Origin of the sequence: Rhodococcus sp. NKCM2511, assembly GCF_014905595.1 — a bacterium.
In the GTDB taxonomy this organism is placed as follows: domain Bacteria; phylum Actinomycetota; class Actinomycetes; order Mycobacteriales; family Mycobacteriaceae; genus Rhodococcoides; species Rhodococcoides fascians.
On record NZ_BNHJ02000001.1, the window covers coordinates 3,308,168 to 3,321,987 of the forward strand.

The window sequence follows — 13,820 nt, forward strand, 5'->3', positions numbered from 1 at the left end:
GCAGCTGGCGCACCTGCTTTCCTATACGAACCGTATATTTGCCTAATGCATTTAGGCAAACCGTTTCGCACACGGATGGGCCGCACGTAATTAAGGTGGCCACATGCGCATCGACGAGTATCGGACGTACGACGGCCTCGGGCTGGCCGAGTTGGTCTCCACAGGCGATGTCACCCCGCGTGAACTTCTCGATTGCGCACTGGAGCAGGCGAAGTCGGTGAACCCGGGTCTCAACGCGATCGTGCGCCCGATGCGCGAGGAGGCCGAGCAGCGGCTGGCCGGAACGCTGGAAGGCCCGTTCGCCGGGGTGCCGTTTCTGATCAAGGACCTGTCGCAGGATTACGCGGGGCTGCCCACGTCCAGTGGTTCGCGCGCACTCACCGAGCTGCCGATGCCCGAACACGCGACGGTGGTGCAGCGCTGGCTCGAGGCAGGCCTGGTCATCTTCGGTAAGACGAACACCCCGGAGTTCGGTGCCAAGGGAATCACCGAGCCGGCAGTGTTCGGCCCGGCTCGAAACCCGTGGGACCGCAGCAGAACTCCCGGTGGTTCGTCGGGTGGCTCCGCCGCGGCGGTCGCGGCCGGGATCGCGCCGGTGGCGGGAGCGAACGACGGCGGCGGCTCGATCCGCATTCCGGCGGCCTGCTGTGGACTCGTCGGGCTCAAGCCCGGCCGCGGGCTGGTGCCGTCGGGACCGACGTTCGGCGAGCCGATGCACGGGGCCGCAGTACAGGGCGTGGTGTCGAGATCGGTCCGCGACACCGCCGCGATGCTCGATGTACTCGCCGGTGGTGAGCCGACGTCGGGATACTCGTCGACGCCGCCGCCCGACGGGTTCCTGTCTCGGATGGACACCGACCCGCGGCCGTTACGGATCGGCATGTACGCCGCGACCTCGGTGAATCCGTCTCCGGCCCCGGAGGCGATCGCTGCGATGGAATCGGCGGCAACGACGCTCGGCGAACTGGGCCATACCGTCGAACTCCTCGAGGCCCCGCCGTTCGACGACGCGGCGCTCAACCGCGAATTCCTGCTCGCCTGGTTCACGTACCTGGCGTGGGAAATGGAAGAGGTCAAGCGCAGAACCGGGTGCGGTGACGACGCATTCGAGCGGGACACCCGAATCATGGCCGCGCTCGGCCGATCCGCGAGCGGAGTCGACTACCTCGATGCGGTGGAGGGACGACACGTGCACGTGCGGGCCCTGGCCACCTACTTCGAGACGTACGACCTGCTGCTGACCCCGACTCTGGCCGAGCTGCCCCCGAAGATCGGGGCGTTCGAGCTCGCGAAGCCGCTGCAGTTGGCATCGGACTTGCTGTTGCGCAGCCGAACTGCGGGAATGCTCAAGTACACCGGCATCGTGGATCAGATGATCGACGAGAACATCTCGTGGATTCCGTACACCCAGACCGCCAACGTCACCGGGCGTCCCGCCCTGTCCGTTCCCCTGCACTGGACGAGCGCAGGTCTGCCCATGGGCGCACACTTTCTCGCCCCGCTGGGCGGGGAGGGGCTGCTCGTCCAACTCGCAGCGCAGTTGGAACGAGCAGTGCCCTGGGCTCATCGCTACAGCGACATCGGCTGACAGCTACATCAGCTGACAGACAGCGACACCGGCTAGCGGGTTGCTCCGAGCTGGACCTTGCCCGCGATGCCGGACGGACGCTGTCGCACGGTGCCGTCGACGATGTCGACGACTCCGCCTGCCCAGTCGGGATCGGTGTCGGCTGCGGCCTGAGGATCGGCGTGTGCGTCCGTACCTTCCTCGGCTGCCACCGTGATGGAGCGTTCCAAGGCCTCCCGCACACTGAGCAACGTCGTATCCGGTTCTGCGAACACGTCCGTCGCGGCATTACCGCGTCGCACGACCATGTCGTGGGTCAGGCTCTCCACCAAAGAGATCACGGTGCCGGGCGGCATCGCGGTGATGACTGCGACCGCGCGGCCAACCAGCCCCGTCGGCAGCAGTGGCACCGGAATCTGTGCTCGGCGCAGACCGGCGACGCTGCCGTACGCCTGCAGGAGTTCCGGGTAGCTCATCGTCTCGGTGCCGCCGATGTCGAACGATCCGGGACGGGCTGTATCGCCGAGGGCGCGGGCGATGATGGCGACGACGTCCACGACGGCGATCGGCTGCACCTGCCTCCGCATCCACGTCGGAATCGGCGTCACCGGCAGTCGCTCGGTCATGCGTCGCACCAACTCGAACGACGTCGATCCGGAACCGAGGATGATGGCGGCCCGGAGGACGGTGGCATCGACGGAACTGTCGAGGAACGCCTCCTCGACCTGCAGCCGTGAGCGCAGGTGATCCGACAGTGGAGTGCCGTCGTCGGGAATCAGACCGGACAGGTAGACGATTCGTTGGAGCCCGTTGCGTTCCGCGGCAGCGGCCATCGACTGCGCGGCGTGGCGATCCTTCTCGACGAAATCGCCCTCGTCCATCGAGTGGACCAGGTAGACCACCGCGTCGACATTCTCGGTAGCGGAGTCGAAGCTGTCGTGGTCGTCGAGGTCGAAGTGCACAGCCATCACGTGCGCACCCCAGGCGAAGCGCGACTTCTTCTTGGGGTCACGCATCGCGGCGTGTACCTCGTGGCCCTGTTCGAGAAGCACGGGGATCAGCCGAGATCCGATGTATCCGGTTGCGCCGGTGACCAGCACTCGCATGAGATTCTCGTTTCTGTAGACAGGGGTCATACCCTGTCCGGGCAGTCTCACTCCCCGCTTCCGGTGCCGGATGACACACTGTGCAGGTGAGTGCGCGTATCAGGAACAACGTGAAAGTCGTCGGAGCTGCCGACGGCCCGGTCGTGATGCTGGCGCACGGCTTCGGCTGCGACCAGACGTTGTGGCGAGGCGTCACCGAGATCCTGGCTTCGCGATTCCGGATCGTCCTGTTCGACCACGTGGGGGCCGGGGCAGCGGACCCGGCGGCCTGGGACGCCGAGAGATACGCCCACATGAGCACGTACGCCGCCGACATCGTGGAGATAGCGCAGGAACTGGACCTGACCGACGTCACGTTGGTCGGTCACTCGGTGGCGTCGATGATGGGGGTGCTGGCCGCCACCGCTGCGCCCGATCGATTCACCAAGCTGATTCTGCTGACTCCGTCCCCCCGGTACATCGACGACGGCGACTACCGCGGCGGCTTCAGTGCAGAGGACATCGACGAACTGCTCGAATCGCTGGACAGCAACTATCTCGGTTGGTCCGCATCGATGGCATCGGTGGTCGTGAACGCACCCGATCGACCGGAACTCGAGAACATGTGGACCGCGAGCGTGTGCCGAACCGATCCGGCGTGCGCACGGGTGTTCGCCCGCACCACCTTTCTGTCCGACAACCGGGCGGATCTGCCTGCAGTACCGGTGCCGACGTTGATCATCGACAGTGCGCGCGACTCGCTCGCACCGCCTCAGGTCGGCCGGTTCGTGCACGAACAGATCCCGGGGAGCGTCCGCATCACGCTCGACGTCAGTGGCCATTGCCCGCAGATCACCGCACCCGAACTGACGGCCGAGACCATCGCGGACTTCGTGAGACCGTCGTGATCGATGACCTCGACGTCGAGGACCTGTACGAGAATGCGCCATGCGGGTACCTGTCCGTGCGCCCCGACATGCGGATCGCGCGACTGAACTCGACGCTGGCAACCTGGCTGGGCTTCAAGGTCGACGCGCTGGTCGGCACCGATTTCGGGGAGCTTCTCACCGTCGGTGGACGCATTCACTACGAGACCCACTTCGGGCCGATGCTGTTGATGAACGGCAAGCTCGACGGCATTGCGCTGGACCTGGTGACGGCGGATCGCCGACGGCTGCCGGTGTTCATCACGGCGAACGTCAAGATCGACGCAGCGGGCCGGCCGGTACTGATCCGCATCACGGCGCTCGACGCTCGCGATCGCCGCACCTACGAGCGCGAATTGCTGCAATCACGCACGCGTGCAGAACTGTTGGCCAAGACGCTGCAGCGGTCGCTGTTGCCGCCCGCACTGCTACCGCCGTCGGGGATGACCGCCGCGGCGCACTACCGGGCAGCGTCCCGCGACGAGGTGGGTGGCGACTTCTACGACCTGTTTCCGTTGTCCGACGACTGCTGGGGCTTCTTTCTCGGCGACGTCTGTGGCAAAGGTGCATCGGCGGCCGCTGTGACGTCGCTGACGCGGTACACGTTGCGCGCGGCAGCGGTGTACGACGAGAACCCCGTCGCGGTGTTGCAGAATCTGGATTCTGTTCTGCGACAAGAGTTTCGGGACGCCAATGCGCAGTTCTGCACCGCAGTCTTCGGCATTCTGAGCCGAACGGACACCGGATTCGAGGTATCGATGGCCAGTGGCGGGCACCCCCCACCTCTGGTCCTTCGTGCCGACGGCACCGCCCACTACGTGACCATGACGGGCGGCCAGCTCATCGGGATTCTCCGGCACGCTCGGTTCGTTCCGGCGACCGTCACGCTCGAAGCAGGGGACACCCTGATGCTCTACAGCGACGGTCTCACCGAAGCGCGAGTCGGCCGGGGCCGATACGACGACGACGGTGCTCTCCTGGAATTCGCGACGGCACACGCTCCGGCGACTCCGGCAGCCATCGTCGACGATCTGCGGTTGCTGCTGCGCAGTTTCGGCGACGGTCTGGCCGACGACGCCGCCGTCATGGCACTGGGCGTATCCCCGGCCCCAAACTCAGCCGAGGGCAGCGAGGGCTGACGCCAGGTCGGCGTGCAGGGTGAATTCCTGATCCAAGCCCATCAGCTTGATCGGCCGGCTGGTGGTCGGTCCGTCGGCGACGACCGAGAACGACAGGGACTCGCCGTGATCCTGTTGCGCCGTCGCGAGAACGGTCATGGCCGCCGAGGCCAGAAACGACACTCCGCTCAGGTCGACGATCAGTGCAGCCGGGCCGGTCGCGGTCTGTGCGGTGATGGCCTCGGACAGTGCCGGAGCGGTGGTGACGTCGAGCTCGCCCGCTACCGAGATGACGGCCGCGCGCCCGTCGTTGGAGGACTGGATCGAGAATCCTGCGGCGTTCGTGTCGACTGGCATCTGTACTCCTGAATCGTTACCCGCCGCGCTCGTCGACGGGGGATGCGGACCATTCAATCAGGCGGTGTCAGCGGAGCGTGACCTGAGTTCCTCGAAGCGCAGGCGCGCCCACCGTCGTGGTCCAGGAGGGGACGGCCTCCGGTGCGATTCCGGTGGCACCGCCGTAGATGACGGCCAGGGTCTGCTGCTCGGTGACCGAGCCCGCGTACGACGCGGGAACAGGAGAGAGCTGCGGAGCCGAGAGCACCGGGATGTTCTGCTCGCCCGGGTTTCTGGTCGGTACCTGGTACGAGCCGTCGTTGGGTGACCCACCCGGGTACTGCGGGAAGTAGTCGCCCGCATTGCGGTCGAGCGGGGTGTAGCAGCTCGGTCCGCGGGTCTGCTCGAACAGCCGTGGCTCGTCCTGGTTCGGCAGGTATCGACCCTTCGGGTTGACGAACGGCATCGAGACGTTGATGCCGGGATACTCGTCGCCGACGCCGGTGACGATCCTGCCGCGTCGGGCCCCTTCGGCGAACTGCGCGACCGTGCAACCCAGGGCGGGGGAGAACTCGGCCAGCACTTCGAGTGCCTCGCGCGAATTCGCGGCGAGACCGATCAGCTGCGTCGAGTTCGCCTCGAGAAAGCCGGCCGTCGTGTTCGAGGCGGATGACACCGACGTGTACAGCGTCGCGAGCGCGGATTGCTTCTCGACGACGGTGTTGCCCGTGGTCCGCAGATTGTCGAGAGCGCTGACCAACTCGGGAGCTGCATCGGCGTAGGTCTGGGAGAAGTCCGCCAATCCGCGTAGGTCCTGCTGGATGGCGGGGAGTTCGGTGTTCAGTCCGGAGAAGATGTTCTCCAGTCGATCGATCGTCAGGCCCAGCTGTTCTCCGCGGCCGCTGAGCCCCTGTGCCAGTGCGCCGAGGGTGTTCGAGAGATCCTGTGGCGGCACGGCTTGGAGCAACGGCAGCAGGCCGTCGAGCAATTGCCCCACCTCGATGGCATTTCCGCTGCGATCCTGCTTCAGCACGGTGCCCTCGGTGATGGGCGAACCGGGCTTGCCGTCCGGCGGAATCAACGCGACGTACCGCTCACCGAAGAGAGTCTTGGGCAGCAGGCGAGCCGTGACGTTCGAGGGGATCATCGGCGCTTTGTCCGGCTCGATCGCCAGTTCCGAGGTGACGACGCCGTCGGTGGTCGTAGCCGATCGGACCTCGCCGACGATCATGCCGCGCACCTTGACGTCGGCATTGCGGGGCAGCGCGTTGCCGACGCTGTCGGTCTCGAGGGAGACGGTCACGACGTCGACGAAGGTCTTGTTGTACGAGGTGACACTCCACCCGACGAACACCACGATGAGCACGACCAGTCCGATTCCGAGGAGACGGTTCTGCACCGGCGAAGGGGCGCCGGTCATGCGACGGTCTGTGCGACAACAGCAGTCATGACGCGAACCTTAGTGCTACATAGAGTCACACTTACTGCTCCGACGCCCCTTCTGAGATGCACCTATCAGTGCCCGGGTGATGCGATACAGATCACACGCAGTCGGTGTGTCAGTCCGCGATCAGTTGCGTCGACGAGAACCAGCCGTCTCCGCCGCGTTCGCGCTGACGACCGATGACGTATCGGCCGGGTGCAATTCCGGTGGCCCCGTGTTCGGGGTGAATGAGGTAGGCGGTCTCCGAATTGCTCAGGATGCCCAGAGCAAGGCGTCGAACGTCGTGCACCGGACTCGACCACGTGCACCCGCGGCCGTCGGCGACGAGGCTGTGCGGATTGCCGCCCGCCGCACTGCGGAGCAGTTCGATGCCGGACAACGGCACGGTCTCGTGTCGTGTCCGTTCGGTGGTGACGACGATGCCGTCGAGTACGGCGAGCGGGACGACGATCAGATCTCCCTGGGCCTGCGACCCGTTGACGACGGGCACCGATATCTCCTTGTCGAGGTAGTCGAAGACATCCAGACCGGTGCGGCTGGTGAGAGTGGACAGCGTGATGTTCGAGTTCATGGGGTCACCTGTGGTTGGTCGTCGGGGTGGGTAGTTGTGGGGTGGGTATCGATGGAGGTCGTGCGGAGTCACGTACGGCGGAGGAGCCGGGCATAGTCGGCTCCGGCAAGACCGTAGGTCCAGCCTGCCGCGTCGACGGCGGAGGTGAAGGCAGCGGGGACCCGCAGCCCGTAGCGGCGCCGTCGACCGTCGCGTTCACGAGAACCGTTGACGGCAAGCAGAATTCGTCCCCCGTCCTGCCAGCCCTCCGGTGCTGCGTACAGCTCCAGGGTGCAGCCCGGGTTCCCCGGATCCTGGCCGGTGTCGACGAGGCGTAGACCGGCCTGCTCCAGGTAGGTGTCCCAGCCGATTCGTTCGATGGCGCTTCGTCGCACTTCGACGTTGCGTTCGACAGTGATGCGGTCGACCGTCGGGTCGCGGATGACCCAGCTCGGAACGACGGTGCCGCTCAGTACGTGGACTGCGCTGCCGTCGGCGAACTGCACGGCCGGGCCCTCCGAATTGTGCAGCCGCACTTCACCGTGCGGTGAATCGGGTAGCGGTTCGACGTGTACGGCGGTGGGCCGTTCTGCCATCACTGCGATGTTCTCGAACGCCCACCACCAGCCCGTCGACTCGATGAGGGCGGTTTGAACGTCGAGTAGTTCGACGTCTTCGAAGGAGAACCGGGCGAGTCCGTGGCGACGGAAAGCGTCGTAGTAGGCGACGCGATGGGCTTCTTGTTGGCCGTACCAGGTGATGGAGCCGAACGGGCGGGGAGTGGTCGTGCGGATGGCAGTGGCAATTCCGTCGAACAGGCTGGTGTGCAACGACGTACGGACGGTCCGGTCGATGATGGGATCCGGGCTGATCCCGGCGAGGGCCGCCTCGATCGGGGTACCGCGGGCGACGATGCCGCGGACTCGAAAGTCGTTGCTGCCGTTGGTTGTGCTCCACCGGTCTTCCCGCGGCCATTCGATGTGGCGGCGCTCGATGATGCGGTCCATGCGGTGCCGGGAGTCGGACAACATGGTCGCGATCGCGGCGTCCACCTCGGTGCCGGCGGTGGATATCGACGGTGTTCTCGCCAAGTGTCTGCCGGCGATGAAGGTCGCTGCAGCCCGAGGCGACGGCACCCAATGGAACTCGGGCTCGTCGAACCCGGCAGATCGATACAGTTGTGCCACAGCATGTTCCGCGACAGGTCTGTCGGCTGGGCCGGCTTTCAGTCCGTAATCGAGCCACCGGTCGCGTTGCGCACAGACCGCGCGGATGTCTTCGGCGTAGGAATCGGGATCTTCGGACAATGTGCCTCGACGGGGGAATGTCGACGGCATCGGCACGGCGCTCACTTCGGTGAGGCGGTGTCCGCCTTTCCTGTTGTCATGAACCAAGAGTGACACGAGATTCGGCCGAGCGCAAGGGTTGCCCACGTGCGCGGAAGTTCGTAGCAGGGGTCGAGTTTCCACTCACATGGGTCAGCGCGAGCGCAACACCAATTTCGCGGCGCTGATGTCGTCGATCACCAGATCGGTGATCAGGCCACCGCGCAGTGCGGCGGTCAGGGCGTCGAGTTTGGACTCTCCCGCCACGATGGCGACTCTGCGCGGGACGGCCTTGAGTCGGTCGAGGCTCGGACCACTCGATCTGTCGTTCAACGCAATTCGGTTGTAGCTGCCGTCGGATCGGAGGAACACCGTGGCGATGTCGCCGACGACGCCGTCACGTTGCAGCTCGGCTCTGTCCTCGCGTTCGAGATAGCCGGCGCTGTAGACGTGACTCGGAACGGCTCCACTCATGACGCCGATGCTGAAGACGGCGAGGTTCATGCGATCCTGAAGTTCGAGCACGCGCCTGATGCTGCGCTCGCGCCACAGGTGCTGCCTCGTTTCCGGATAGTCGAAGAATGCGGGGACCGGAAATCCCTGTGCCGCAGCCCCGTACGCGTCGGCGAACGTCCGGATGATGTCGGTGGCATACGAGACCCCCGTGGTGCGCATGTTGGCTGCCCCGTTCAGTTGCACCACGCTCGAGTTGTGGGTTCGTTTGGGAGCGAGCTTGCGGCTGACGGCGCTGACGGTGGTTCCCCAGGCGACGCCCATCACCATGTCCGACTCGAAGAAGGACGTCAGCAGTCGGCCGGCGAAGGTCGCGACCCGATCGAGACGCTGCAGTTCGTCGACCGTCTCCGCGACCGGCACCACGTGTGCACGAATGTCGTACAGATCGGCGAATGCGCGCTCGATCCGCGGTGCCTGACCGAGAGGGGTGGAGATCTTGATTTCCACCAGTCCCGACGCCCGCGCGAACGTGATGAGTCGTGAGACTGTCGAACGAGATACGCCCAGCTCACGGCCGATGGCCGCCATCGTCATGTCCTGGAAGTAGTACAGCCGCGCCGCCTGGGTGGCATGGCCGGTCCGCAGGTCGGATTCGGGAGTGATGCCGGTGTCCGTCACCGGCACCAGTGTACGACCGAATTGCACATATGTGCATCAGCTGTGAAACGCAGTGCAGGCCGTCTACCGTGGCAAATGGCACGCAATGTGGCGTGTATCACTGACTGTGTGGAGGCTGAAAGATGGCACGTAAGGAACCGGAATGGGGGCTACCGGCGCACATGGCCGCGGAGTTCGCCGGAACCATGATTCTCATTCTGTTCGGTGTCGGCGTCGTCGCTCAGGTGGTCTCGGGTGGTGAGTCCGGCAGCCTCGGCGGTCACGACTCGATCGCCTGGGCGTGGGGGCTGGGCGTGATGTTCGGTATCTATGTCGCGGGCCGTATCACCGGCGCGCACCTCAATCCCGCGGTGACCATCACGTTCGCACTCTTCCGCGGATTCAGCTGGAAGATGGTTGCGCCGTACATCCTCGCGCAGACCGCAGGTGCCTTCGTGGCAGCACTGCTGGTGCGCTGGAACTACAACGACATGATCAACGCGGTCGACCCCGGGCACACCACCGCCACCCAGACCATCTTCTCGACACTGCCCGGTAACGGGACACTGCCGGTGAGTGTGTCCTCGGCGCTGATCGACCAGATCATCGGTACCGCCATTCTGCTGTTCCTCATCGTGGCCGTGACCGATTCGCTCGGCACCGCGCCGATGGCCAACATGGCTCCCCTGATCGTGGGCCTCATCGTCGTCGCCATCGGATTCGCCTGGGCCACCAACGCCGGCTACGCGATCAACCCGGCTCGAGATTTCGGACCTCGCCTGGCGTCGTACATCACGGGCTACGGTGGAGCGTGGCGAGATCAATACGGTGGCCTGTACTTCTGGGTGCCGATCGTCGGACCTCTCGTAGGTGGACCGATAGGAGTGTTCCTGTACGACCTGTTGATCGGTAAGAACCTACGCAAACAAGAAGGTTCGACGCCCGAGCCGCCATCACGACTCCCAGCAGACACCCAGACCACAGGAGAGAAGCCATGACCGAGTTCGCAGGAAAGTACGTCGCCGCGATCGATCAGGGAACCACGTCCTCACGCTGCATGATCTTCGATCACGCGGGCACCGTCGTCGCCGTCGATCAGAAGGAACACCAGCAGATCTTCCCGCAGGCCGGTTGGGTCGAGCACGACGCGTCGGAGATCTGGGACAACGTGCGCGCCGTCGCGGCGGGTGCCATGGCCGCAGCGGATCTGACGCGCGAGGACATCGCCGCAGTCGGTATCACCAACCAGCGTGAGACGGCACTGGTGTGGGATCGCGAGACGGGCAAGCCGATCTACAACGCCATCGTCTGGCAGGACACCCGTACCGATCGCATCGCGACCGCACTCGGCGGCGGCGATGCCAACAAGTACACCGCCAAGACCGGTCTCCCGTTGGCCACCTACTTCTCCGGGCCGAAGATCAAGTGGATTCTGGACAACGTCGACGGTGCACGGGCCAAAGCCGAAGCGGGAGAGCTGTGTTTCGGCAACATGGACACCTGGGTGCTGTGGAACATGACCGGCGGAACCGACGGCGGATTGCACTACACCGATCCGACCAACGCCTCGCGCACGTTGCTGATGGATCTCGACACCCTGCAGTGGGACGAGGGCATCTGCGCCGACATGGGCATTCCGATGTCGATGCTGCCCGAGATCAGGTCGAGTTCCGAGGTGTACGGCACCGGCCGTGAACGCGGACCGTTCCGCGGTGTGCCGATCTCCGGCATCCTGGGCGACCAGCAGGCTGCCACCTTCGGGCAGGCCTGCTTGTCTCCCGGTGAGGCCAAGAACACCTACGGCACAGGCAATTTCGTGCTGCTCAACACCGGCACCGAGAAGGTCATGAGCAAGAACGGCCTGCTCACCACCGTCTGCTACAAGATCGGCGACCAGCCGACGGTGTACGCGCTCGAAGGCTCGATCGCGGTGACGGGTTCGCTCGTGCAGTGGCTGCGGGACAACCTCGGCATGATCTCCTCGGCTGCGGACATCGAGACCGACGCGCGTTCGGTGGACGACAACGGCGGCGCGTACTTCGTGCCCGCGTTCTCGGGTCTGTTCGCTCCGCACTGGCGTGCCGATGCTCGCGGTGCCATCGTGGGATTGACGCGATTCGTCAACAAGGGCCACCTGGCCCGTGCCGTACTCGAAGCCACTGCGTACCAGACGCGTGAGGTCATCGAGGCCATGAACGCCGACTCCGGCGTCGACCTCGAGGTGCTCAAGGTCGACGGCGGAATGGTCGTCAACGAACTGTTGATGCAGTTCCAGTCCGACATCCTGAACGTCGACGTGGTGCGGCCCGTCGTAGCCGAAACCACCGCTCTCGGAGCGGCATACGCGGCAGGCCTCGCCGTCGGGTACTGGGCGAGCGAGGACGACATTCGCCAGAACTGGGCCGAGGACAAGACATGGACACCGTCCATGGACGAAGACCAGCGGGCAAAGCTGTACGCCGGCTGGAAGAAGGCAGTGACACGTACTCTCGATTGGGTTGATGAAGAATGAGTTCCACCACAACGGCTTTGAGTCCAACCGCGCGCGCCGAGGCGATCGCACGGATGGAAGCCGAAGAGCTGGACATCCTGGTGATCGGCGGCGGCGTCGTCGGCGCGGGAACGGCTCTCGACGCGGTGACGCGTGGTCTGAAGGTCGGACTGCTCGAAGCACGCGACTATGCGGCCGGCACGTCCAGTCGCTCGAGCAAGCTGTTCCACGGCGGTCTGCGGTACCTCGAACAGTTCAACTTCTCGCTGGTGTTCGAGGCCCTCAAGGAGCGCTCGCTCGTGCTGAACACGTTGTGCCCGCACCTCGCTCGGCCGGTCCCGTTCATCTATCCGCTCGAAAAGGTGATCGACCGTCCGTACGTGGGGCTCGGCATCGGCGTGTACGACGTCATGGGTGCCGGACGCGGCGTCCCGAGTCATCACAAGCATCTCGGTAAGAAGAAGACGCTCGAATCCTTCCCTTCCGGTAAGCGGTCGGCGATTCGCGGTGCGGTGAAGTTCTACGAGGGCCAGGTCGACGACGCTCGGCACACGATGATGATTGCGCGGACCGCAGCGGCCTATGGTGCGTTGTGCGCCAACAGCACTCGCGTCACGGGCTTTCTTCGGGAGGACGACAAGGTCGTCGGTGTCGTGGCGAGCGATCTGGAAACGGGTCGTTCGTTCGAGGTGCGTGCCAAGCAGGTCATCAACGCCGCGGGTGTGTGGACCGACGAGGTCCAGCAGATGGTCGGCGGGCGTGGACAGTTCCAGGTTCGCGCATCCAAGGGCGTGCACCTGGTGGTGCCCCGCAACCGCATCAACAGCGCCACGGGCATCATCACGCGCACCGAGAAGAGCCTGCTCTTCGTCATCCCGTGGGGAAGCCACTGGATCATCGGCACCACCGATACCGACTGGAAGCTCGATCTCGCCCACCCGGCCGCGAGCCAGAGCGACATCGACTACATCCTGGGGCACGTGAACAAGCTGCTGGCCGATCCACTGGACCGCGCCGATGTCGTCGGGGTCTACGCGGGTCTGCGGCCGTTGCTGTTCGGAGAATCCGACTCCACCAGCACGCTCTCCCGCGAGCATGCGGTGTCCAGCCCGGTGCGAGGACTGACCGTCATTGCCGGTGGCAAGTACACCACCTACCGCGTGATGGCCAAGGATGCAGTGGATGCCGCGGTGCACGGGCTCGAACGGACCGTGCCCAAGTGCGTCACCGAGAACATCCCACTCGTCGGGGCCGACGGCTACCTCGGGGCGTACAACTCCCGCAATCTGACGGCCGAACGTACCGGCATGCGGGTCTCACGCGTCGAGCATCTGTTGGGTCGGTACGGCACCCTGATGGGTGAGGTGCTGGATCTGATCGACGCCGATCCCGAACTCGGGAAGCCTCTCGACAGCGCACCGGAGTACCTCAAGGCAGAGGTCGTCTATGCCGCGAGTCACGAAGGCGCGCAGCATCTCGAGGACATCCTCACCCGGCGCACCCGCATCTCCATCGAGGTTCCGGATCGTGGTGAAGCAGCAGCCGAGGAAGTAGCTCGGCTGGTGGCTCCTATTCTCGGATGGGACGATCAGCACCGGACGGAAGAGATCGAGCACTACCGTCTTCGTGTTCTGGCAGAACGGGATTCACAGCAACAGCCCGATGACGAGACCGCCGACGCGGCCAGGCTCGGGGCACCGGACGTGCGCGCCGGGGTGAGCTGACCCTCACAGCGGTTCGGTGAGGTAGCGCCGCAGGGTCGGGATCGGTGGTTGTGTTTTCCGATCCTGCGGCCGCGTTCCTCGTCGCACGGTACGACGCGCTTGTGGCGGAAATCGTCTGTCTTCCTGGGCGCTACGAGCCGT

General features: G+C 65.1%; 12 protein-coding genes. 6 read left to right on the top strand and 6 right to left on the bottom strand.

Annotated features, from left to right (window positions below):
- Positions 1–103 precede the first annotated feature (103 nt).
- A complete protein-coding gene (locus tag JLZ96_RS15450; protein ID WP_201010506.1) occupies positions 104–1,588 on the top strand; it encodes an amidase in 1,485 nt (494 codons plus the stop codon).
- A gap of 32 nt (positions 1,589–1,620) precedes the next feature.
- Here the strand turns inward: JLZ96_RS15450 and JLZ96_RS15455 are convergent, their stop codons facing one another.
- Positions 1,621–2,673, bottom strand: a complete 1,053-nt coding sequence (locus tag JLZ96_RS15455) for an NAD(P)H-binding protein (protein WP_179274150.1) — start codon at positions 2,671–2,673, stop codon at positions 1,621–1,623.
- A gap of 86 nt (positions 2,674–2,759) precedes the next feature.
- On the opposite strand from JLZ96_RS15455, the gene JLZ96_RS15460 reads away from it, so the two are divergent.
- Entirely contained in the window at positions 2,760–3,560 is an 801-nt protein-coding gene (locus tag JLZ96_RS15460; RefSeq protein WP_032368041.1) for an alpha/beta fold hydrolase, read from the top strand.
- The gene (locus tag JLZ96_RS15465; protein ID WP_374758050.1) at positions 3,560–4,717 is read left to right on the top strand and encodes a SpoIIE family protein phosphatase; all 1,158 of its coding nucleotides are present in this window, start codon (positions 3,560–3,562) and stop codon (positions 4,715–4,717) included. The genes JLZ96_RS15460 and JLZ96_RS15465 overlap by 1 nt, the downstream gene beginning before the upstream one ends.
- Here the strand turns inward: JLZ96_RS15465 and JLZ96_RS15470 are convergent.
- The 5 genes from JLZ96_RS15470 to JLZ96_RS15490 form a co-directional block, all read right to left on the bottom strand.
- Positions 4,694–5,053: an STAS domain-containing protein gene (locus JLZ96_RS15470; RefSeq protein ID WP_032367862.1), complete on the bottom strand. Its 360-nt coding sequence runs from the start codon at positions 5,051–5,053 to the stop codon at positions 4,694–4,696. The two genes, JLZ96_RS15465 and JLZ96_RS15470, sit on opposite strands and share 24 nt — an antisense overlap.
- Before the next feature lie 67 nt (positions 5,054–5,120).
- Positions 5,121–6,452: an MCE family protein gene (locus JLZ96_RS15475; protein ID WP_094623120.1), complete on the bottom strand. Its 1,332-nt coding sequence runs from the start codon at positions 6,450–6,452 to the stop codon at positions 5,121–5,123.
- Positions 6,453–6,591: 139 nt separating this feature from the next.
- Positions 6,592–7,047 carry a hypothetical protein gene (locus JLZ96_RS15480; protein ID WP_032368697.1) on the bottom strand — a complete coding sequence of 152 codons (456 nt, stop codon included), beginning with the start codon at positions 7,045–7,047 and terminating at the stop codon, positions 6,592–6,594.
- 68 nt (positions 7,048–7,115) lie between these two features.
- Positions 7,116–8,363 carry a DUF6745 domain-containing protein gene (locus JLZ96_RS15485; RefSeq protein WP_201010507.1) on the bottom strand — a complete coding sequence of 416 codons (1,248 nt, stop codon included), beginning with the start codon at positions 8,361–8,363 and terminating at the stop codon, positions 7,116–7,118.
- A 141-nt stretch (positions 8,364–8,504) separates the two neighbouring features.
- The gene (locus JLZ96_RS15490) at positions 8,505–9,485 is read right to left on the bottom strand and encodes a sugar-binding transcriptional regulator (protein WP_027494675.1); all 981 of its coding nucleotides are present in this window, start codon (positions 9,483–9,485) and stop codon (positions 8,505–8,507) included.
- A gap of 122 nt (positions 9,486–9,607) precedes the next feature.
- Between JLZ96_RS15490 and JLZ96_RS15495 the strand changes: the two genes are divergently transcribed.
- The 3 genes from JLZ96_RS15495 to JLZ96_RS15505 are packed head-to-tail and all read left to right on the top strand — an operon-like array spanning position 9,608 to position 13,679.
- On the top strand, positions 9,608–10,462 hold the full coding sequence (locus JLZ96_RS15495) for an MIP/aquaporin family protein (protein ID WP_027494674.1): 855 nt from the start codon (positions 9,608–9,610) through the stop codon (positions 10,460–10,462).
- The gene (gene glpK / locus JLZ96_RS15500) at positions 10,459–11,976 is read left to right on the top strand and encodes a glycerol kinase GlpK (protein WP_032367858.1); all 1,518 of its coding nucleotides are present in this window, start codon (positions 10,459–10,461) and stop codon (positions 11,974–11,976) included. Before JLZ96_RS15495 ends, glpK begins: the two co-directional genes overlap by 4 nt.
- Entirely contained in the window at positions 11,973–13,679 is a 1,707-nt protein-coding gene (locus tag JLZ96_RS15505) for a glycerol-3-phosphate dehydrogenase/oxidase (protein WP_027494672.1), read from the top strand. Before glpK ends, JLZ96_RS15505 begins: the two co-directional genes overlap by 4 nt.
- The last annotated feature ends 141 nt before the right edge of the window (positions 13,680–13,820 follow it).